This window comes from Nitrospinaceae bacterium (assembly GCA_018669005.1).
Lineage (GTDB): Bacteria > UBA8248 > UBA8248 > UBA8248 > UBA8248 > UBA8248.
Genome location: JABJAL010000044.1, coordinates 1 through 20,466, shown reverse-complemented (window position 1 = coordinate 20,466; position 20,466 = coordinate 1). Strand labels below are relative to the sequence as shown.

Here is a 20,466-nt window from a genome sequence, read left to right as displayed (position 1 = left end):
GTGATTCCGGTGATTAATACGCGCTCTGACATCAAGTTTCCTCTCAAAAGGATTTAAAATAGCGGGGGAATCCTACCGGGTGCGGCATTGATCGGTCAATGAAGTTAAAGGGAATGTTTTCGTTGCCTACACCGGTTTGTGTGGCAAGACATGCAGTTTAATCTTGAGGGATATTAAAATTTAATTTCCTCGAGCAACTCGTTTTCATTCAAGAATTGACGAATCTCGCCGGTGCTCAACGATTTTTCAAGATCGGAGCGATAGGGTTTTGTTACCTTCTGGGGTGTTTCTCCCGCATATTCGTAATCGATGCCGGAATAGACTCCGCGAAAGGCAGGAAGGATCACAAATTGCTCCTCAAGCTCAAGGCTCCTATTTACCTCCTCCTCGCTCATAAGCTCTTCATGTATTTTCTCGCCGGCTTTTGCTCCGATGATTTTCAGGCCAATTGAATCTGGTGCGTGGCCATATTTGGGTGAAAGTAAATCGATGGTGGCGCTGGCCAAATCGGGAATGGCGACCACCGGCATTTTTGTCACAAATACTTCGCCGCCATGTGCAAGCTCCATCGCCCGAATAACTAACCTCACTGATTGTTTGGGGGTCATGACAAAACGGGTCATTTTATTGTCCGTTATCGTAACATCCTCGCCGTTCATTATTTGTTTTGCGAATACTGTTAACACAGAGCCGTGCGAGCCAATGACGTTACCAAAACGACTGCATGCGAAAATTGTTTTTGAATTCGACGCAATGCTGTTCGCGGCGGTAATCAGGCGCTCTCCCATTAATTTTGTGGTGCCCATCACGCTGGTGGGGTTCACGGCTTTATCGGAGCTCATGAAAATCACACGCTCCACGTTATTGTGCAGTGCCGCTTTTACAATATTTTGTGTTCCCAGAACATTTGTCTGAACAGCCTCGAACGGGGAACGCTCGCAAACGATGACATGTTTTAAACCCGCTCCGTGAAATACCAAGTCGATATCGAACATCACGCTGGCAACACGGTCGAAATCACGCACATCACCTAGGTGTACGCTGAAATTTGCGTATTCGGCAAATTCGTTTTCAAGGAAAAAAACACCTGTCTCGTCTTTGTCGAATGCAGATACATGGCCTGCATTCTTTTCTAGTAATGTGCGAACCAACTCGTGTCCGACTGTTCCACAGGCCCCTGTTACGAGTATTTTTTTATCTTTAAAGTCCCAATCCATGAAAACTCCTGAAATTAAAAACCTCTGGGTAATGCGTACTTTCAGCGAATGCTATATTCACTGGCCGGTCGAGTGTTGGGTGAATTATGAAGCAACTATCATCATTGTTCAAATTTTGGCAGCCTCCCTTTTGGGTATAGTCACTTTACAGGGAATTGCGCCCAAGGCTAGGTGGCCAACGTGATTTTATCGCTGGTGTGAGATAGGGTGGCGTTATCAAATAATGCTGGTCGCAAGAGCTGTATGGTTTTTGGGTCGTTATTTCGTATTGGCGCCGCTTATATTTTTCGATGCCACGCAAGGAGATAATCATGGAAGTAGGCGAGATATACATTGAAGGCCTGGGAAGGATCAACGGTATCCTGCACCGCTCGCTCGAGGGCGCATCGGGCGAAATGCTCTGCCGAATGCCTGCGCCGCATTCCAACTCGATGGCCTGGACGGCCTGGCACCTGACCCGGGTTCACGACGACCACATGGCGGATTTGGCCGCGGTCCCTCAATTGTGGACGAGTGAGGGATGGCATGACAGCTTTAGTATGCCCCCTGATGATGCGGAAACGGGACAGGGGCACAGCTTTGAGGAAGTTGCCGCCTTCAAGGTCGCCTCAGCCGATCTCCTTCTCGGCTATGCGGACGCCGCGCTAGAGCGAAGCAAAAAATACCTTGCCGGGCTGGGACCCGCCGATCTTGATCGCGAACTCGATGAGCCGCAGTACGATCCCCTGCCCACCCTCGGGGTGCGGTTGGTGAGCATCATAGCCGACAATACCCAGCATGCTGGCCAGGTGGCGTATCTCAGAGGTTTTTTCGAGGAAAAGCGCTGGGGTAGGGCTTAGGCAGGAGGGAAAAACCGAAATTTTGTAGCTGTTTCAAGGTTTTTCAACGGGTGTGGTTTTCTTGATGTTGAAAATTTTCCTCGACGCTTCCAATCAATTTTGCTAGCCCTGTTTATTATCCCGAGTTGCTTTTGCTCCAGGGCACTTTCGGGGAAATTGCCTACCGGCTTGTTGTGTCTTGCGTGGGAATCATTTTCATTGTGATGGCGGCAATGGGGTATGGCCGCGCTCTATTGCGAACCAATGATCGAATTATCATGGTGGCGGCGGCGATGTTTCTTTTCCTTCCCTCGCCGTGGCTAAATGTTTTGGGTCTATTGGTGGGGGCATGGCATATGAAAATTAGGCAAAACGCGTCAGAGGGAAGCGCCGCGTCCTCTGGTTAAAGCTGAAAGTATTTCCCGCCCCCGATAGCGGCTAATCTGCCTTCGTGTATTCTTCGTATTTGGCTTTGAGATGCGCGGTGATTTCATCAGCATCCTCAGCGTCGTTGTGGTCCTGGGCGAGGTTACCGTTGCCGGAGGGACTTTTGGCCGCGAACATGACAACCCGCTCGTCGATAATGATGCCTGCGTGCTTGGTGTTTCTGGGGATGTGCACTAGATCGCCGGGCCCGATGATTCCTTCCTCCTCGCCGAGCACCATGTACTGCCTCCCCTCGACGATGTAAATAAACTGCTCCTCGTTGGGGTGGAAATGGGGCCGCGAAATTTTGCCTTTCTCGTAGGTGGCAAATCCTACCTTCATCAATTCGCCCGCCAAGCCCTGAAACTTGCCCATGGGCTGGGCGGAAAGATTAGCTACCTCCATCTCCGATCGCTTGTAAAATGGCATTGTTCCTCTCCTATATTAGAATAAAACCCGTTGAAAATAATAATTTTCGTAGTGAGTTCGTCTGCCTGCTGCCCATTTTCATCTAATATATGTAAGAATTATTTAATATTCAAATTCTGGTCGGAGAGATGAAGATCGTTTTCACTCACTCGTTTTTTGTTGGGCATTATTAAATTAGAGGTGACGATGGATTTTTCCCTTACTGATGAGCAAAAGGCACTTCAAAAGCTGGCCCGAGATTATGCTGAGCAACATGTTCGGCCCGTCGCGGCCGGGTTTGATCGTGAGCAAACACCCGAGGATTGTATTCCTTCTGATGTCGTTGAGGAAGGCGCGAAACTCGGTTTCCGAACCCTAGCGCTTTCCGAGGAACGAGGCGGCGGTGGCGCTGACATGCTCACGCTCTCTATCGTAGGCGAAGAGCTTGGCGCGGGCGACCTCGGGGTGGCCGCAACCTTCGATCAAACTTGGAAATTCACTCCCATCATCGAGCACTGGACCAACGAGGAGCAGAAGGAAAGATTTCTCCCATCATTTGTCTCCGATGATCGGTTTCATCTTGCGACTTGTATGACGGAGCCCGATGCCGGGACGGACCACGTTTTGCCCCATGCGGAGGTGGGTGCCGGCATCCAGATGCGCGCCGAGCGCGACGGCGACAACTACCGCCTGAACGGCACCAAACAATTTATCAGCAACGGGGGCACCGCCAAGCTTTATATTGTTTACACCCGAACCGACAAGACGCAGGCCGGTCTTGCGGGTATGACCCCGTTCCTGGTGCCGGCAGACACTCCCGGTTTCACCGTTAGCCGCATCCACGACAAGATGGGCCGTCGTCTATTGAGCAACGCGACTCTTATTTTCGAGGATGCCCAAGTGCCCGTCGCCAACCGCCTGGGGGAGGAGGGCGGGGCCGAGGCTCTTCGCAACAGCCGAACGGCACGGGGAAGGGGGGGCTACGGCGCCACCGTGCTGGGAACGGGCCGGGCTGCTTTTGAGGAGGCTGTGCGCTATTCGCAGGAAAGGGTGCAGGGCGGCAAGCCCATCGGCCAGCATCAGGCCGTTGCCCAGATGATTGGCGAGATGTACACGCGGCTTGAGGCGGCGCGCTCGGTGCTCTGGCGCACTTCCTGGGCGGTGGACCACGCCGAGGAGTACGATCCGAAGATGTCCTGGCTCACTAAAGTGGTTTGCTCCGAGGCTGCGTATGAGGTCTGTCGCCTGGCGCTTGAGGTTCACGGCGGAATGGGCTACATGCGCGAGTGTCCCATCGAAAAGTATCTCAGGGATGTTATTTCCTTTTTACATGGCGCGGGGAACAACCATATTTTCCGCATTAAGATTAGTTCTCGGATCACTGGACTGTCGCTTGAATAGTGGTCGGGGGATGTAGGTCTGATGTCTTTTTCTTAAACGAGGGGAGGAAAAGAAAATGGAATACACCACAGATGAAGCAAAAGCGTATTGCAGAGAAAAGATGACAGGCGTCTGGGCGGCGCTCACCACTCCGTACACGCCGAGCGGCGAGATTGACGAGGCGGGGCTCCGCACTCTGGTGCGCACCTGCATTGACGATCTTAAAATCGACGGATTTTTCTGCAATGGTCTTATGGGCGAGTACTGGGCGCTTTCGGTTGAGGAGCGCAAGCGTGTGCAGCACATCGTTTGCGAGGAGAGCCGGGGGGGAGCCCAAACCATCCCACACACCCCGCAAGTCACCATTAAGGAAGCTGTCGAGTTGACGAAACACGCCGAGGAGGTCGGCGCCGACTACGCGATTATGATCAATCCCGTCTATGGGGCCCATGACGACGACGAAATTTTTCTCTACTTCAAAACCATCTGCGAGCAAATTGAAATCGGGCTCTCGCTTTTCAACCAGCCGAAATCGGGCACGACGTTGAGCCCCGAGCTCATCGAGCGCCTCGCGGGCCTCGAAAATGTTTGCTGTGTCAAAAACGCTGTGCCCAGCATGGCACACCAAGCGGAGGTTCGCCGCCGGGTGGGCGATGAGATTGTCGTCTGCGATCCGGACGAGGAGCGTTTCCTGGTTGGTTACGCCCATTTGGGGATGCAGGTGCACATGTCCTCGCCGACGCCTTTTCTCTATCAGGTGCCGGGCTATACCCCGATTCGCGACTACTACGAGGCGGCAAAGGCAGGCGACATGGAAAAGGCCGCAGCGATTAACTACTCGCTTGAGCCGCTTCGGGCTGTCCGTAAAAAATACTTCACGACGGGCCCCAACGGCCGGACGACGGCCTACCTCAAGGAGTGGACCGATGTGCTGGGCCTACCCGCAGGCGGTGTGCGGCCTCCTGTCGTATCGCTCACGGCGGCCGAAAAACGTGCGTTTAGAAAAGACCTTGAAGCGACGGGAATACTGGATAAAGGGAAATAGCCGCTTTATTACACGGTTGACATTTCCTTTGGCGGAATAAAGATTTTTTGAATGTCAGGTTGCATCTGGATGCGATGGAAAAGTTCTGGTGCCCGGATGGAAAACCGTGAGGCGGGGTGGTTGTGAGCGGATTTGTTGTTGCAATCTCCCTGGGAGCGGCGTTCCTGCTTGCGCTTCGGGATGTTTTTGGCCGCATGGCGGTGCGTGGTATTGACTCAGTCGTCGGGACGGGGGCCACGGCGATTTTCGGCATGATGGTCCTCGTGGCGGTTTCTCTGATACAGGGAGATTTTGCCGAGGCCCCGTTTATTTGGGGATGGCCCCTGGTAATCATCGGCCTGGCCGGAATTTTTCGAATTGTGCTCGCGCGCACGTTTCTTTTTGCTGGTATGAAGCGCATCGGCGCGGCGCGGGTAAGCTCGCTGGCCACGACGAACACGTTTTTCGCAATTCTGCTCGGGATTATTTTCCTCGGCGAGCGCATAACCGTTGTCTCGGGCGGTGGCGCCGCGTTGGTGATACTCGGTTGCGTGCTGCTCACCCAGAGCCGAAGCGGTGAGACCGAAGGCGGTGCGGCAAAGAATTTTGTCATAGGTGTGGGGCTGGCGCTCCTGAGCGGCTTTTGTTTCGGGGCGGCCACGGCGATGGCCAAGGCGGTGTTGGCGGATTTTCCATCACCTAACTTTGCGAATGTCTACGCCAATGCCATTGCGATAGTGGCCTACCTTCCGCTCATGGGCGGGCGAAACCCTGCCTCTCAAGTAAGGGACTGGACGCTAAAAACATGGGGGCTTCTGGCGCTTACGGGCTCATGCGCAAGCCTAGGCGTTTCGCTGATGTATGTAGCGCTGGCACATGCACCGCTGACCCTCGTTTCACCGCTGACGCAGTCGAGGCCACTTTTTGTCGTCGCGATTTCCGTTTTATTCTTGCAAGCCCATGAGGTGGTGAATTTTCGGGTGGCGGCTGGCGCCATAACGGTTGTTATGGGAACAGTCCTTTTGGTTATTGGGTAGCATGCTTGCCGGATGGCCAAGTAATTTTTTTGAATTTTCGGGATAGAATTTTTTTACCTTTTTCAGAAAGGGTGCTTCAATGAAAGCGATGAGAGTGCATGCATACAGCGACACGTTGAAAGAGCCCATGGTTCTCGATGATATACCGGTGCCCTCCCCCGGGCCGGGCGAGGTTTTGGTCAAGGTGAAGGCCATCGGCGTGAACCCGGTTGATCTTTCGATACGAAGAGGGCTGCCCAACTATGTTTCTCATCTTAAACTGCCCCATGTGCTGGGTAGTGAAATTTCCGGCGAAGTGGAGGCGTGCGGCGAGGGGGTATCAAACTTCTCGAAGGGTGAAAAAGTTTTTGGCTATTGCTCGACAAGAGATGCTTATTCCGAATACGCATTGTTGAGAGAAAATTGCGCCTCGCTCATGCCCGAGGGCGTGTCGTTCACAGAGGCGGCGGCGCTTTCTGTGGGCTTTCAAACTGCCTGGCACGCTCTGGTTATTCAGGCAAAAGTTACGGCGGGCGAGACAGTGCTCGTCCATGGCGGGGCTGGTGGCGTGGGTATCGCCACCATTCAACTGGCCAAAGCGCTTGGCTGCCGCGTTCTCACGACTGTGAGCTCAAAGGAGAAGGCCGAATTTTGTCTCTCCTATGGCGCAGACGAGACTATCAACTATCGTGAGGAGGATTTTCCCTCCCGCGTCATGGCGTTGACCGGGGATGTGGGTGTGAATGTTATCGTTGATGTTGCTGCGTGCGAGAACTTCAGCAAGAACCTTGAGGCGGCGGCGGTCAAGGGCCGGGTAGTCATCGTCGGGATGGGAACCGGAAAAGGCCCGATGACGACGGTCAATGTCTCGGGAATGATGGGAAAAAATTTGGCCGTCTATGGAATATCGGCCAGAAACCTCACGCCGGTCATTTCGGAGGTAATCGCGGGTTTGAATAAAATGTGGAAGACGCATAATCTGCGTGTTCCCGTTGACCGTGAGATGCCGTTTGAGCAGGCCAACGAGTGTCATGATGTTTTGCTGAGCGGTAAGTTTTTCGGTAAGTTGGTTTTGACTTTCTAATTGCCATAAAAATTCAGTTTCGTTTTTTGCTGTCCCCACGAGGGGGCATCACTCTTAAATAGAAAGGGATAACTATGTCCTATCGCATAGAAATGACAGAGGTTAAGGGAAGTCCGATGGAGGTTTTTCTGTTCGAGCCCGAAGGGGCCGGGCCGCATCCGGGGCTTGTACTGTGCCAGCACATTCCCGGTCATCAGGGCATTGAGCAGGATCCGTTCACCATCAAGACGGCCGAGCGCTTTGCCGAGAACGGTTTTGCCGTATCGATTCCGTTTCTCTATCACTGGTGGCCCAAGGAGGACGCAATGGACGCCAAACGCGATGAATTCAACGATGCCCAGACGGCCCCCGATCTTCTCAAAGGCTTTGAGGTGCTCTCGGCTCTGGATAGCGTGGACAGCGAGCGCATTGGAATCGTCGGCCACTGCTGGGGCGGGCGCGTGTCCTGGCTGGGTGCCTGCACGAACCCACTTTATAAGGCGTGTGCCGTGTTCTACGGCGGCGGGGTCAAGGAGGTTCGCGGAGAGGGAAATCCCCCGGCAGTCGAGTTGACCGCGAAGATTCCCTGCCCGCTCGTTGGGTTTTTCGGGAACAACGACAAGAACCCCTCACCGGAGGATGTGAACGACTATGAGGCTGCACTAAAAAATGCGGGGGTCGATTATGTATTCCACCGCTACGACGGGGCCGGACACGCCTTCCAGTGGGAAGATAACGCGGACCGCTACGGCGCCTCGGCAAGTGATGATGCCTGGGTGAAAGTGGTGGATTTCTTCAATGAGAAGTTGAAGTAGTAGCAGCGGTCAGGGCGATCTATTGCCGCACAAAATTCTGGGCGGCCCAGCGGACCAATACACAGAACTGTAACGGAGATACGTCCATTAGGTACAGAACTCCCATAGGGGGTGATCTAATTATTTTTAGCCAGTGCTAAATAAAATTAAATAAAATATCAATTGGAAGTTCATTGAATTTTATTTGGAAAATTACTCTATGTCTCATTATGACATCCTCCAAGTTGAGGGGTCTAAGCTTTCGTCCCAACTGATAAGGGCCCGAGGGATTCCTGCCTTTTTCACAGCGGTCTTAGCAGTATTTGTGGCCAATGCGCCTCTGATTTCTCTCTTATCATTTTTCATAGGCGGTGTTGTTTTTTTTGGTAGCTCTCAGCTCTTCCACTACTTCTGGAAACTCACTTCACATACTTACCGACAATGGGTTGAACGTTCCAATCAAATCGCAACAGAAATTGCTAGGCTTCGCAAGCGAATTGGTGATATTTTCGACAGGTATCCCGCCAGGAAAAAAGGGGAGCAGTTCAAGAAATCCTACGATCTGGCAGGTAAGTCTCTATCTGATTTGGAAGAGACGCTGGCTGTGGGTATGCACAGAGAGGGACGGGAGGTATTTGTTACTGCATTTATGCGTAAGGGAATCGCCGTTCGTGTCACTGCTTCAATAGGTTCCCTGAACCGCTGTTCCGCTGCAGACAACCCAGTTAGATGGAAGGATCATGTCTACAGATTGAAATGCGATGAAATTCGGCAATATCACAACCATCCCGAGTATAACGGCAAGACACAACCATCAACCTTAGATTTCAAATCGGCGATCTTGATCAAACCATTGCTAGGTCAGCACGCCACTAAGCTCCGCTCGCTCATTATCTATTGGAACAAAATACGCGAGTGGAAAATACTTGAGTACGATGGCAAAGGACAATATTGGAACCAATCCGAGTTTGATGCTGCCGTCCAACAGCAGGTCTCAACTGACCACCGATAAACACTCTAACAGGGGTTACTTCCAAAGGTTGTCATTTCTTGTAGCAAGGGACCCAAAGAATTAGCTTCTGACTGCCGAAAGCCGGTTTGAACTAAATAAAACCCCCGCCTGGCTACCGGGCGGGGGTTTTTGTTTTAACTAAAAGTTGGAAAAAATCGCGAAAATCAAATAAGAAAAGCACGAAAAACCTAAATCAAAAACACCCCTGAATAATTATGGGGATTTCCCCTATAATTCCACCCTCGTTTTATGATCTTTTTGGGTTTTTTCGGGCCTCTTTTCGCAGCATTCCCTAGCATTTTTGCAGTTGGTTATACCAGTGCGTCATAATTGTTTTGCTTCATCCAATGATTCAGAACGTTTCAATAGGACAGAAACTTGTCCAGCCGCAATTGCTTTTTCCTGATCTTCAGAGAGGGTGTAGGAATAAACAGGCTTCTCCGTTTCTGCCGCAAGTAGGGCCGTTCCGACGTGTTCATCGTCAATATAAATTTTAACGAAATATATTCCTGGTCCTGGAACTGTCATGATCAAATCACCATGAATGGGGGAAACAATGCAACTTGAGGAGGCCTCGATGGAAGCGGTGTTAAAGGGATGTTCTTCTCTGGTTGCGGCATTGACCAATGACAACCGGACTTGATGGGGACCGGGTGAGAACCGAAAGGCACTTGCGACGTGGACGCGACTTCTTAATGGGTAGGCCTTCGAATATATGACCAGAAACTGGTTTTTAAATTTCAATTTCGTGTCCTCGATGCTGCAACCCTGGCACAGGTGGAAATATACTAAAGTTCCCGTTCCCTTTCCCTCGATAACAGGATCGGAGCAATTCCGGTGGAGGGCCAGAATCTTTTCTGTAAGTGTGTTGTGAAATTGCTGTCGTTCTCTTGGACTGCCGAGAGCCGGCTCTTCAACCGTACCGAAATACAACGCTCGCCTACCCAAGAATTCTCCGTTTAAATGGCATTCCAGAAACACTGGACCCGGGCGCTCAATTGAGAGTGGAAATTCGATAAAGAGGTCCTGTTCTTCTGGGGCGTAGTTAATGGTGAAATCACTGGAAAATACCTCTTTCTTTGAGCCTTCCTGTTCCAAAAAGAATTCGAGTGGATATGTGCCCGCTGGCCCCCAGAATCCAAGAGCGACTCGATTGGGAAAGGTTATAGGATATCGAACAGCTGCCATTTGTGAATAGATGCCTCGAAATTCTGCTGTCCCGACATCGAGCTGGTTTTCCATGCAGGTAAGAAAATAGGTCAAATGAAAGTGCGGTTTTGCCGTTTGTGCATCCGGCAATCTAAAGTCGTGAAATTCGAAATGTCGTTGGCCTTTTTGACTCAATTCGGAGGGGGTTAATAGGGGGATGGTTATATCTTGTCTTTCGTCCTGTTGAATCCAGCGCCCAGACTGGAAATAAATACGTTTTGCCTCGCCTTCTCCGAATGGGTTTAAATTTATGAGTCCGTAGTTGAGAGGTCGAACCCCGTCTTCGTCGAGGAGAATAATTTGAAAGAAACCGCCGACCGTTGGAATGGAAGTATGCGATAGCGCACTCTCAAGTTGCCCACGTAGGAGATCGGCTCTTTTCTTTAAATCGATATCTTGCGCAGTGATTTCAGCATACTTCTCGCTGATTATTGGGGTTATTCCGCTCCCCGAGCCCATGATAGTGAAGTGACCTTTAAGTTCGTTTCTTTCAAATTTAGGAGATTCGTATGAATAGATGAGTATGTTACCCGAGTCCGTTACGCCCCCAAGGAGGAAGACGACAGGGGGCTGTGTGCCCAAGCGTGACTTATGAAGTCTGAAGTAATGGCGGGCAATCCTTGTGACTTCTGTAGAAAGTTTCTGTGGGTGTCTCAAGCGTTTTTTCTCACGAATCCGCTTCTTAATTTGATTTGCGATTAGGTTCGCTAATTGGACATCCCCCGCATACCCTATGGCGATTTTTCTATCGAGAGGCATAATCTTTTGAAGCTCGTCTTGGAAAGAAGATAGGGCACCTAATGATGAGGTCCAGGTGGCCCGACTGTCCGCGACTATCACGGCTCCATTGTCAAAGCGAAAACCTGCAAGGATTGTCATGTCCAAGGAATCCTCTAGAAACAACTTTTGAGGCGTAATCCCATAGGCTGTTGAAATTAGAGAAGCGACTTCCCTGAGCCACACTGGAAAATGGGATGCCCAAGACCTTAACCAAAAGAACCGCCGATGAAGAAGACTGACAGAAGAGAGATTTCTCGCCAAGTCCCCCTTTCGGCTGGGGGTGTAAGAAGTCGCTTAAATCAAACAAGAAAAGCACGAAAAACCTAAATCGAAGAACACCCCTAAATAATTATGGGGATTTCCCCCACAATTCCGCTGATTTTTTTCGATTTTTAGGTTTTTCCGGTTTTTTCCAGGTCAATTTTCGCAACATCCGCCCTGAAATATCGCACCGGCTTACAAAGTTGGTGCTTGTTTTTTCTACCACCATCCCGGCCCGGTGATGTAGCCCCGCAGCAAGCAGACCTGGCCCGAGTGATGAAGGAAGTCTGTGGTTACGATGGCGAGCATGTCGCCGAGCTTGATCTTCCCGTCGCGGACGGGATTCTCTATTTCCCGGTCGAAGTCGGCAGAGGTGAGGCCCGAGGCCACGTCCTTTGCCCTCTCAAGGGCAGCATCGAGATAGGCAGTGAGGGCTTCGCTCGTAAAAGTCATCCCCATCACCTGTGCCATGGTGTCTAACCGGCCGGTTTTCTCGGGCTCCGGGGGGGTGCCGGGGAACTTCTCGCTCCAGTTGCCCTCGACCCAGGCCTGTGTCTTCCCGCCGATGTGGGAGAACACTGTGTCGACGAAGCGGGTCTGGTGCCAAACGAGCCAGCCAGCGGGGTTTACATTCTCTTGATTCGGGGTCATCCGGAGGTCTTCTTCGGTCATGCCCACCAGGGCCTTTTGCACTTGCAGGGCGTTGCGGGCCAGAACGTTCATAAAAAATACTGGTGATTCCATTGGTCTTTCTCCTAAGGCAATCCCCGCCGCACACGGGAGCAATGGGTGGAACGAAAATTTTCAGATAGCGATTGAATGGCCTGATTGTAGCGAAAATGGGTCCGAGGTTGAAGCAAGACTTGCCATGCCCTGGTCGCTCGTTCGTTATATTTTTTTTGTCGATTCGCTCCTGTTCATTGCGGTCGTAGGTGGCCTCTGTGCTTCCCAAGGCGCCGCCGCGTTTTATCACTGCGGCCTTGAACGGTTTTTTTCTGCTGGCGAGGGTGGCGCCTGATTCATTAAGAACAAATAGAGTTGATAGAGATAAGGAATATTGCTATATAGCAAATCCCTTGTGGGCCAAAGTAATTTTTTTCAGTTCTCTATCTTAAAGGAAATCTACATGCGTAACGTAATTAGATCTATTTTTGCCGCCGCCGCCGTTTTGTTTTTGTTGGCTGGACCTGTTCATGCCGATGAGAACACTGATAAAGTTGTTTCTAAAATGGCCGACGGCGATGTTGCAGCTATTTGTAAGGGTGGTCGGGCTGCGATATCCGAAGCCTCCTCCGAGGCTACAACGGAATTGGCTACAGAGGGTGAGCTTGACGGTGATTATCAAGCTATTGGACAAGCCGCAGGCAAACAGTTTTTTAAAGAGAAATGTAAATAATTTCCCTTTTGAGATGTAAGGCGGCCCGGGTGGGGTGAAAAACTCCCTGCCCGGGCCGTTTGTTTATTTGAAATGCTCACCCGTTGTATTTTTTGTCGATGCGCTCCCACTCGTCGGGGTCGTAGGTGGCCTCGGTGCTTCCGAAGGCGCCGCCGCGCTTTATCACTGCGGCCTTGGCGGTTTCCCAGTCAGCCACTTTCATTCCAAGCTCGAACAGATAGCCCACGTGGTCGTGAAAATAGAGGGAAACGCGCCCGACGCCCCCGTGCCCGAAGGGGCCGTAGTATTTGATGCCTTCATTTTTGAAAGTCTCAATCCAGGTGTCGAGATCCTCGAACTCGGCCTTGAAGGCCCAGTGGATGAAGTGGCCGCTCGGGATTTCGGGCTCCCCGGCGTTGAGGTTAAAGGTAATGTCCCCGACCCTCATAATTACCTGGGGCATGCGTTTCATTTCTTTGTCTGCCTCGGAGGCGCCGATGCGGTGGACTAGCTTGGCGTCCAAAATTCGTGAATAGAAATCCTCGGCTTTATCTAAATCGCCAACAGACAGGGCAAGGTGGTCGAGAGTGGTGATTCGCATGGATGCTTTCCTTGATGAAAAAGATTCGAAAAATAATTTCTTCTATTTTGCCATATTCTTTGCAATGCAAATAACCCCTCTCCCGCCGCGCCCCGAGGGGGGCGATTAGAGATCAAGCGGCGGGCTAAAGACTTCGATGTAGCGGATGGTGGGGGTCAGGAGTTCAAGCTCGTGGTCAAGGTTGGGCGGGACGTGGACGGCCTCGCCTGGGCCTACCTCGCGCACCTCGTCCCCGAGACGGAACCGGGCTCGTCCTTCGAGCAGATAGATCATTTGCTCATTCGGGTGGCTATGACCGCCCGCCGCTGCGCTGTGGCGCTCTATTCGCATCATCAGGAGGTTTTCTCCGGCGATGATCATCTCGCGGTTTCTGCCCGGCATTTTTGTGGGCTCGATCTTATCGGGATTGTAGAAGGGCATGTCGGTTTCTCCATACGATGAAAAAGTTGCCATTCAAAGAAAGGGCTGGCAAAAAATGGATGGTGCGCTCATTTCCTCGATGTGCGGTGAGCGCTGCATGAGGCGGTGAAGGATCTTAACGTGTTGTTATTAAACGGTTTTGGATCTAACTGGCTGATGATGCACTCGAGCGGTCGCCGTATATAGTGGATTAGGCTCAAATAATTGAATTTAAATGAATTACACCTTATTTCCCATTTTCGGGCGGCCATATGTGCGGCATGTTGCACCCAAAGGAGATTGCCTGGCTGACATCGTTCTCCCAAATAGCAGGCTGTCCTCACAAATCGAAGCTAAGCCCTAAGCGCACGTTTAGCTTTTGCATCTGCTCTAGAACGGCTGGAGTCACGGGAATGCCCACCCGGCGGCTCTCTTCCTCGGCCATGGTTTCCAGCTCGCCGGGGATGTAAACGCGGTCCTGGCCGGGAACCGTTTTCACGTTCTCCATGCGGCTTAGAATTCCAGCCATTTGGGCATAAACGAGGGCGGGATCGCGGAATCCTCCGATCTTGATGGCGCCCATGAAATGTCCCGCTGCGGGAAACGTTGGCGTCCCATCGTTATCGGATTTTTCCTCGGGTATATCATCAAAGCCTGAAAGGATGCTGCATAAAAGCTCCACCATGAGGGAGAGCGCAAAACCTTTGTGCCCACCTGTGGCAACTCCCTCTCCCCCGAGCGGCAAAAGGGGAACGTCGAACGGGAGTATTCCCCGCTCGTCCAGTTTTAATGGGCCATAAGACTCTGGGACCCACCCTGGTGGAATTGGTTTGTCCTCTCTGAGGAAGGTTTCGATTTTTCCCCTGGCAACTGTCGAGGTGGCGATGTCGAGATGGAAGATTTTTCCGCCGTCTCCACCGGGAATGGCTACGCTAAAGGGGTTTGTTCCCAAGGCAGGCTCAATTCCGAAGGTGGGCGTTACAAATTGGCCGCCGTTGGTCATGCAGATTCCAATAAATCCTTTGTCCGACGCTTTTTTGGCCCAGTAGCCGGGATATCCCAGGTGGCTTGAGTTTCGGACGGCGACAAATCCCGTTCCCTGCGCCTCGGCCATCGAGAGTGCATGATCCATGGCTTTGCTTGAGGCGACCGGGCCGAGCCCGCTGTCGGCGTCGAGAACGCCAGTGGTGTTGCTTCCGGCGTGAAATTCATAGCTTGAGTTTTTGTTCAGGCCCCCATGCTCTAAAGTATCAACAAGAATGGGAAGGCGGCCCAGCCCGTGGCTGCGAACGCCGCGAAGGTCGGCGCTGATGAGCACTTCGGCAACTAGTTGGGCGTGATCCTCGGAAACGCCTGTGGCGCGGATAGCGGCGGCGATGAAGTCGCGGGCAAATTCATGGGGATAGCGACGGGTGCCCTCGGGCAATGAGCTGGATTCAACCATGGTTAAAGTCTCCCTTGAGAATGAGGCCGCATTATCATGGATATGTGCCGGATCGGTCCAGGCGCGAGGGGAGCGAGGTCATCAGTGCCACATGCCGCACATAGGGCGCTAATCTTGATTTTGAGCGTTTTGATAACACGTTTTAAATCAATTGCTAACAGGATTATTTGTCGATGGGCCCAGTGCGGCATTAGGTGCGCTCAAAAGTGAGGATGTTTCCAGTAACTCTTATCTCCTGGAAATTAGCCGTTTCTTTTTTACTGGTGATGGTCCAGGTCCCATCGGGGAGCGCTTCTCGCATTTTGGGCAGCTCTTTTTTCTTTGAAATTACATCGCCCCGCGTTTTCGGGTTGGCTCATCTTAGGTAGGGTATCTGCATGATCCGCTACTCACCCAATCCCAATACGGCCCACCTCATCCGCTGGCGCGAGTGGGGCCCAGAGGCCTTTGAGAGCGCCTGCGAGCAAGACAAGCCCGTCATGCTCCTCATCGGCGCTTTTTGGTGCGCTTTTTGCCAGCGCATGGACGAGACGGCTTTTTCGGATGAAGAGGTGGCGGCCCTCTTAAACGCCTACTTCGTTCCCGTGCGTTGTGAAAATGCCCAGCGCCCCGATGTTGATGTTCGCTACAACCACAACGGCTGGCCCACCATCATCTTCATGGCCCCCGGCGGCGAGCCGCTGGCTACGGTGAACTACCTCGATACAGAAGATTTTGCCAATGTCCTCGTGCGGGTCCACACCGCCTACCAAGCGGCCAAGGATAATTTTTCCAGCGCAGCGCCCCCTGCCGAGGTTCCCTCTACAGAGGCCCCCGCTACCGAGACCACCGAGCTTAAGGTTCACGTCCCCAAAAGTGATAAACCGCATCTCGAAGCTATTTCTGAAATATCCGCCGCCCTCATGGCGATGGCGGATAGTGAAAACGGCGGCTTTGGATCCGAGCATCGCTTTCCTCATCCCGAGGCTTTGGATTTTCTGCTCTACCGATACGAGACAACTGGCGAGGCTCGCTATCTCGACCACGTCGCGCTCACCTTAGATAAGCTCCGCGCGGGCGCAACCTGGGACGCCCGTGGCGGCGGTTTTTTCCGTTATTCATCCAAACCCGATTGGAGCGAGCCCCATCGCGAAAAGCTCCTCGCCGACCATGCCGGTGTTTTGAGTAACTGCCTCTATCTCTTCCGGCTCTCTGGCCGCGATGAGTACCGAAATCTCGCAGGTGAAATCGTTGAATACATGGACACCACTCTCTCGGCTCCGAGCCACTCGGCTCCGAGCGACTCGCCCGCAAGCGTCTCGTTTTTCGGTTGCGAGGATTTTGTGCGCCCACCGGGCGGCGATCCTGCGTCAGCTGACCCCGCCAGGTGGTACTCGATAATCGACGAGCTTATCTATACCGATGCCAACGCCCTTGCCGCCTCTGCGTATTTTGAGGCCGCCCGTGTCCTTGAGCGCCCGAAATTAAAAAAACGTGCGCTAGAAATATTAGAATTTCTTTGGTCCCATTGCCGATTTTTTATTGGCCCGATGTCCCATTATTTCGACGGCGAGGCGCAAGCCCCCGGCCTTTTAATCGATCAGGCCACGACCGGCCTCGCCATGCTTGATGCCCACCGGGAGGAGAAGAATACCGTTTACCTAGAGCGAGCCCTTCTCCTTGCCGATGTTCTGCTCGCCTTTAACGCAAACCCATCTGGCGGGTTTCATGACATCGGGCAACTTGGCCCGGCACACCTACGCCACCCGCTCACGCTGGTTGCCGAAAACGGCCTTGCCGCCCGCTTCTTCTTCAAACTCGCCAAGGCCTCAGGGCAATCAAAATACCGAGAGGCTGCCCTCCGGGCCCTTGCCGCGTTCACCGAAGACCTCACCCCCTATGGCGTCTATGCCGCCTCCTATGGCCGGGCGCTGGGTGAGTTGATTTAGTTCCTACTCAGAGCGGTTATGCCGCTGCAGGCGACTTGAAAAGAGCGGGGCACCCGTGCGCATAATGGGTCACACACGAGGAGTGAAAAGAATATGGAACTAACGATAGCCCGGCATCAGGTTACAGATATTCAGTTCGGGGGCGCTACGCGCCTCGATGGTACAACCCTCATCATCAACGAAGGAGAGCTTCGCGCCCATCTTTTAGAGGATGATCGCCTTGTGGGGGCTGATTTTGAAATCGTTCACCCTGGTGAGGATGCCCGGGCCGGATCGGTGTTCGACATCATCGAGCCCCGTGCAAAAGCGCCCGGCGGGAGCCCCGATTTTCCCGGTATCCTGGGGGAGGTTGCCACGGCGGGACACGGCACAACGCATGTCCTTGAGGGGGCGGCGGTCACGGTTTTGAACGAGCTCTCCGCCGCCGAGCGCAGCGGGCGGCAGGACCGCATTTTAGAGATGAGCGGCCCGGCCTCGGAACACTCGCACTACGCGACACTTCACCATCTCATTATGACCTCGCGCACCAGAGCAGAGCTGGCCCCCCATGTCAGAATGAACGCGGGCCGTTTGGCGAGCGTGAAGGCGGCGGTTTATCTCGCCAGTGCGGGGATGGATGAGACGCCAGCCAGCTCGGAGATTTTGGGCCCTGTTGGTCCCGCCGAGGCGGGCCGAGAAGGGCTGCCGCGGGTCGCCTATGTCGGTCAAATATATTCGCGCCAGCGCTCCCCCGAGGTGGACGAGCAGATTGTCTACGGCGTCAACACGAACGGAATGATGCCGCTCCTTCTTCATCCGAACGAGTGGCTCGACGGGGCGATTGTGCCCGCGTATGTCCTCTCGCTTGGCGGGCAGGAAACGTATTTTTATCAAAACCACCCGGTGATCTGCGACCTCTACCGGCGGCACCAAGAACGCGAGCTTAATTTTGTTGGAACAGTCGGGACGATTGCCGCCACCGACAACGATGATCGTGACCGCAACTGCCATGCGGCGGCGAATTTTGCCAAGTGGGGGCTCGGGGCCGATGCCGCTGTGCTCACGAAATTTGGCGGCGGCGTTCCCCACATGGACATGGCGGTGACGGCGAACATTCTGGAGAGCAAGGGCGTTAAAACGGCGGTGATGGTCTCCGACATGTCGGGGGACCGGCGGGTGGAGTCGGCATTGCTGTTTAATTTCCCGGATGTGGATGCGGTGGTTTACTGCGGGGGAGACGACACCAAATTTGCGCTTCCCGAGGCTGGGCGCGCCATCGCGGGCGACGCCGTGACGGCCCGCACGCTGGCGGCTGCGCGAGAAATAGGCGGGGCGAGTGTTGTGGGCGTCACGAACCAACAGGGTGCCACACATATTCAATCGATTATTTATTAGCTTGATGGATTAATCGGTAGGTTGGGAGGTGGAGCGCGGCACATGGTTTAATCGCGTCCCATCAGCTCTTTCTAAGAGGCCTCGGGGCTTTTTTTTGTCTCCGGGAACGCTCCTCGCTTAATTATTTGAACAATATCCCAGTCCAATAAAACAAATCAAAAAATATTTAAAAGTGTGACCGCCGTTACATCTATAATTTAATTTATTGATGATATTCAACTTATCGTTAACGATCAAAGCAATATACAGAAACCCCACGAAACGAACCCCAAGGAGGAACCACTCATGCGGAAAAGACTATTGTTTTTCGTTGTATCCGGTTTCATGGCCGTCGCGCTGCTTGCGCTGCCGGGCGAGGCGCTCGCCGATCACATGGACGGGCATACGCTCGACACGAGGATGACCGATGTCGAGAACGAAAACGGAGGAAGCGGCTGCCTCGCCAAGCAGCACCGCTGCCGCATCAAGTATCTTGAGACACTGCTCTCCTGCCTGACCAAGGATACAGGCACCATCAACGGTCTGGCGGGGCCACACCTCATCCTCACTGGCTGCAACCTCCATGTGCGAAACGGCCACGCCAGCGCGGTAACCGCCACCGAAAACGGCACGGGCAACCTCATCATCGGCTACAACGAAGCGCCCACCTCGCCGCCCGCGTACTACCGGGACGGCTCGCACAACCTCATTGTCGGCCAGAAGCACACCTACAGTAATTACGGCGGTTTCGTCGCGGGCGATGAAAACACCGTCAGCGGTGCCTACGCCACCGTCAGCGGAGGGCGCTACAACACCGCGAGTGGCAATTATTCCAGTGTGAGCGGGGGTGGCGACTCTACCAGCACAAATGGAAACACCGCCAGCGCCAGTTATTCGTCGGTAAGCGGAGGAGCCAAAAACACCGCCAGTGACACGGGCGCTAGCGTGAGCGGAGGTTTCGACAACGCCGCTTCCGCAGACTACGCCAGTGCTAGCGGCGGCTATAACAACACCGCAAGCGCGGATTACGCCAGTGCTATCGGCGGAAAAGACAACGAAGCGCTCGGCAAATATTCCAGCGCCAGCGGCGGGGTGGATAATGTTGCGGGCGATTCGGCGAATGCGAATAGCGCGACGCTCGGTCTTTATGCCAACGTAAGCGGCGGTGGAGATAACGATGCCAGCGGGGTCGCCGCCAGCGTCATCGGCGGCCGTTTCGGCACGGCCAGCGGCGACTATGCCAGCATCAGCGGCGGCGGCGGCGGAACAGTTGGTAACGCCAACACGGCGAGCGGCGATTTTTCCAGCATCAGCGGTGGCAACGTCAATACTGCCAGCAGTACACATTCTTCCGTATGCGGAGGCACTACTGGCACAGCCAGCGCAAGCGCTTCCACTGTGTGTGGAGGCAACACCAACACTGCAAGTGGGACCGCAAGTGCCGTCAGCGGCGGTGCGGGTAATACCGCCAGCGGAATCTCTTCCTCGGTGAGCGGGGGTAATGGTCGCAGCGTATCCGGCACAGAAGATTGGAGGGCCGGTTCGTTGTTCGAGGACAACTAACTATCAATCACCCCCCCCCTTGGCCCAGCGCCGGGGGGGGGGTGATTCCTCCTCCTGCCATTCGGCGATCTGCGCGGTGAGCGATATATAAAGATGTCGGTCTTTAGTGTGGTAGAATAAACTATCTGACTAGGTGCAGGAGGACGGGCAATGAGAATCGTTCACTATATCAATCAATTTTTCGCGGGCATCGGCGGCGAGGAGGCGGCAGGCGCTCCTTTAGAGGAGCGGGCCGAGGCCGTGGGGCCGGGTCGTTTGCTTGAGCAGTTAATGGGCGATGGTGCCCAGGTCGTGAGCACGCTCGTTTGCGGCGACAACCACGCGGTTGAGAATCAAGGCGAAGTTGTGGCCGCCGTTGTGGAAAAGGTGCGGGCTGCCGGGGCCGAGCTTTTTGT

General features: G+C 53.5%; 21 protein-coding genes. 14 read left to right on the top strand and 7 right to left on the bottom strand.

The genetic code is table 11. The features are described 5' to 3' along the window. Positions 1-173: 173 nt before the first annotated feature. Positions 174-1,217, bottom strand: coding sequence for a polysaccharide biosynthesis protein (locus HOJ95_05845; protein MBT6394204.1), 1,044 nt, complete (start codon positions 1,215-1,217; stop codon positions 174-176). A 311-nt stretch (positions 1,218-1,528) separates the two neighbouring features. On the opposite strand from HOJ95_05845, the gene HOJ95_05840 reads away from it, so the two are divergent. Both HOJ95_05840 and HOJ95_05835 read left to right on the top strand, forming a co-directional pair. Continuing rightward, the gene (locus tag HOJ95_05840; GenBank protein ID MBT6394203.1) at positions 1,529-2,056 is read left to right on the top strand and encodes a DUF664 domain-containing protein; all 528 of its coding nucleotides are present in this window, start codon (positions 1,529-1,531) and stop codon (positions 2,054-2,056) included. 131 nt (positions 2,057-2,187) lie between these two features. Continuing rightward, positions 2,188-2,442, top strand: coding sequence for a hypothetical protein (locus tag HOJ95_05835; protein ID MBT6394202.1), 255 nt, complete (start codon positions 2,188-2,190; stop codon positions 2,440-2,442). Positions 2,443-2,473: 31 nt separating this feature from the next. Here HOJ95_05835 and HOJ95_05830 read toward each other — a convergent pair whose 3' ends face one another. Next, the gene (locus tag HOJ95_05830; protein MBT6394201.1) at positions 2,474-2,890 is read right to left on the bottom strand and encodes a cupin domain-containing protein; all 417 of its coding nucleotides are present in this window, start codon (positions 2,888-2,890) and stop codon (positions 2,474-2,476) included. Between the two features lie 186 nt (positions 2,891-3,076). Between HOJ95_05830 and HOJ95_05825 the strand changes: the two genes are divergently transcribed. The 6 genes from HOJ95_05825 (at position 3,077) to HOJ95_05800 (ending at position 9,158) form a co-directional block, all read left to right on the top strand. Beyond that, entirely contained in the window at positions 3,077-4,270 is a 1,194-nt protein-coding gene (locus tag HOJ95_05825; GenBank protein MBT6394200.1) for an acyl-CoA/acyl-ACP dehydrogenase, read from the top strand. A gap of 55 nt (positions 4,271-4,325) precedes the next feature. Beyond that, entirely contained in the window at positions 4,326-5,294 is a 969-nt protein-coding gene (locus HOJ95_05820) for a dihydrodipicolinate synthase family protein (protein ID MBT6394199.1), read from the top strand. Between the two features lie 122 nt (positions 5,295-5,416). Then, complete coding sequence (locus tag HOJ95_05815; GenBank protein MBT6394198.1) at positions 5,417-6,310, top strand: DMT family transporter; 894 nt, start codon at positions 5,417-5,419, stop codon at positions 6,308-6,310. Between the two features lie 79 nt (positions 6,311-6,389). Continuing rightward, complete coding sequence (locus tag HOJ95_05810) at positions 6,390-7,373, top strand: NADPH:quinone reductase (protein ID MBT6394197.1); 984 nt, start codon at positions 6,390-6,392, stop codon at positions 7,371-7,373. Positions 7,374-7,447: 74 nt separating this feature from the next. Next, positions 7,448-8,167 (top strand): dienelactone hydrolase family protein, encoded by a 720-nt coding sequence (locus HOJ95_05805; GenBank protein ID MBT6394196.1) that lies wholly within the window; start codon positions 7,448-7,450, stop codon positions 8,165-8,167. Between the two features lie 199 nt (positions 8,168-8,366). Continuing rightward, on the top strand, positions 8,367-9,158 hold the full coding sequence (locus tag HOJ95_05800) for a hypothetical protein (GenBank protein MBT6394195.1): 792 nt from the start codon (positions 8,367-8,369) through the stop codon (positions 9,156-9,158). 324 nt (positions 9,159-9,482) lie between these two features. On the opposite strand, the gene HOJ95_05795 is transcribed toward HOJ95_05800, so the two are convergent. Beyond that, positions 9,483-11,246, bottom strand: a complete 1,764-nt coding sequence (locus HOJ95_05795; protein ID MBT6394194.1) for a hypothetical protein — start codon at positions 11,244-11,246, stop codon at positions 9,483-9,485. A gap of 381 nt (positions 11,247-11,627) precedes the next feature. After that, positions 11,628-12,152: a DinB family protein gene (locus tag HOJ95_05790; GenBank protein ID MBT6394193.1), complete on the bottom strand. Its 525-nt coding sequence runs from the start codon at positions 12,150-12,152 to the stop codon at positions 11,628-11,630. A 124-nt stretch (positions 12,153-12,276) separates the two neighbouring features. On the opposite strand from HOJ95_05790, the gene HOJ95_05785 reads away from it, so the two are divergent. Continuing rightward, a complete protein-coding gene (locus tag HOJ95_05785) occupies positions 12,277-12,426 on the top strand; it encodes a hypothetical protein (GenBank protein MBT6394192.1) in 150 nt (49 codons plus the stop codon). 108 nt (positions 12,427-12,534) lie between these two features. After that, a complete protein-coding gene (locus HOJ95_05780; protein MBT6394191.1) occupies positions 12,535-12,804 on the top strand; it encodes a hypothetical protein in 270 nt (89 codons plus the stop codon). A 76-nt stretch (positions 12,805-12,880) separates the two neighbouring features. On the opposite strand, the gene HOJ95_05775 is transcribed toward HOJ95_05780, so the two are convergent. From HOJ95_05775 to HOJ95_05765, 3 genes are all read right to left on the bottom strand, one after another. Then, complete coding sequence (locus tag HOJ95_05775; protein ID MBT6394190.1) at positions 12,881-13,384, bottom strand: VOC family protein; 504 nt, start codon at positions 13,382-13,384, stop codon at positions 12,881-12,883. Between the two features lie 105 nt (positions 13,385-13,489). Next, positions 13,490-13,804, bottom strand: a complete 315-nt coding sequence (locus HOJ95_05770) for a cupin domain-containing protein (GenBank protein ID MBT6394189.1) — start codon at positions 13,802-13,804, stop codon at positions 13,490-13,492. Between the two features lie 319 nt (positions 13,805-14,123). Then, entirely contained in the window at positions 14,124-15,227 is a 1,104-nt protein-coding gene (locus HOJ95_05765) for an Ldh family oxidoreductase (GenBank protein MBT6394188.1), read from the bottom strand. Positions 15,228-15,604: 377 nt separating this feature from the next. Here HOJ95_05765 and HOJ95_05760 point away from each other — a divergent pair, with 377 nt between their 5' ends. From HOJ95_05760 to HOJ95_05745, 4 genes are all read left to right on the top strand, one after another. Next, entirely contained in the window at positions 15,605-17,155 is a 1,551-nt protein-coding gene (locus tag HOJ95_05760; protein MBT6394187.1) for a thioredoxin domain-containing protein, read from the top strand. A 93-nt stretch (positions 17,156-17,248) separates the two neighbouring features. Further along, the gene (locus HOJ95_05755) at positions 17,249-18,529 is read left to right on the top strand and encodes a hypothetical protein (GenBank protein MBT6394186.1); all 1,281 of its coding nucleotides are present in this window, start codon (positions 17,249-17,251) and stop codon (positions 18,527-18,529) included. A gap of 285 nt (positions 18,530-18,814) precedes the next feature. After that, positions 18,815-20,071, top strand: coding sequence for a hypothetical protein (locus HOJ95_05750; GenBank protein MBT6394185.1), 1,257 nt, complete (start codon positions 18,815-18,817; stop codon positions 20,069-20,071). Between the two features lie 150 nt (positions 20,072-20,221). After that, positions 20,222-20,466 (top strand): glycine/betaine/sarcosine/D-proline family reductase selenoprotein B (locus HOJ95_05745; protein MBT6394184.1); only part of this gene is annotated, 245 nt, incomplete at its 3' end.

Bases quoted from the DNA above. Each gene is read 5' to 3' on its own strand.
- HOJ95_05785 (MBT6394192.1), top strand. From the start codon at position 12,277: ATGCCCTGGTCGCTCGTTCGTTATATTTTTTTTGTCGATTCGCTCCTG.
- HOJ95_05840 (MBT6394203.1), top strand. From the start codon at position 1,529: ATGGAAGTAGGCGAGATATACATTGAAGGCCTGGGAAGGATCAACGGT.
- HOJ95_05805 (MBT6394196.1), top strand. From the start codon at position 7,448: ATGTCCTATCGCATAGAAATGACAGAGGTTAAGGGAAGTCCGATGGAG.
- HOJ95_05830 (MBT6394201.1), bottom strand. From the start codon at position 2,890: ATGCCATTTTACAAGCGATCGGAGATGGAGGTAGCTAATCTTTCCGCC.
- HOJ95_05825 (MBT6394200.1), top strand. From the start codon at position 3,077: ATGGATTTTTCCCTTACTGATGAGCAAAAGGCACTTCAAAAGCTGGCC.
- HOJ95_05810 (MBT6394197.1), top strand. From the start codon at position 6,390: ATGAAAGCGATGAGAGTGCATGCATACAGCGACACGTTGAAAGAGCCC.
- HOJ95_05820 (MBT6394199.1), top strand. From the start codon at position 4,326: ATGGAATACACCACAGATGAAGCAAAAGCGTATTGCAGAGAAAAGATG.
- HOJ95_05775 (MBT6394190.1), bottom strand. From the start codon at position 13,384: ATGCGAATCACCACTCTCGACCACCTTGCCCTGTCTGTTGGCGATTTA.
- HOJ95_05760 (MBT6394187.1), top strand. From the start codon at position 15,605: ATGATCCGCTACTCACCCAATCCCAATACGGCCCACCTCATCCGCTGG.
- HOJ95_05750 (MBT6394185.1), top strand. From the start codon at position 18,815: ATGCGGAAAAGACTATTGTTTTTCGTTGTATCCGGTTTCATGGCCGTC.
- HOJ95_05845 (MBT6394204.1), bottom strand. From the start codon at position 1,217: ATGGATTGGGACTTTAAAGATAAAAAAATACTCGTAACAGGGGCCTGT.
- HOJ95_05770 (MBT6394189.1), bottom strand. From the start codon at position 13,804: ATGCCCTTCTACAATCCCGATAAGATCGAGCCCACAAAAATGCCGGGC.
- HOJ95_05780 (MBT6394191.1), top strand. From the start codon at position 12,535: ATGCGTAACGTAATTAGATCTATTTTTGCCGCCGCCGCCGTTTTGTTT.
- HOJ95_05755 (MBT6394186.1), top strand. From the start codon at position 17,249: ATGGAACTAACGATAGCCCGGCATCAGGTTACAGATATTCAGTTCGGG.
- HOJ95_05790 (MBT6394193.1), bottom strand. From the start codon at position 12,152: ATGGAATCACCAGTATTTTTTATGAACGTTCTGGCCCGCAACGCCCTG.
- HOJ95_05800 (MBT6394195.1), top strand. From the start codon at position 8,367: ATGTCTCATTATGACATCCTCCAAGTTGAGGGGTCTAAGCTTTCGTCC.
- HOJ95_05765 (MBT6394188.1), bottom strand. From the start codon at position 15,227: ATGGTTGAATCCAGCTCATTGCCCGAGGGCACCCGTCGCTATCCCCAT.
- HOJ95_05795 (MBT6394194.1), bottom strand. From the start codon at position 11,246: ATGACAATCCTTGCAGGTTTTCGCTTTGACAATGGAGCCGTGATAGTC.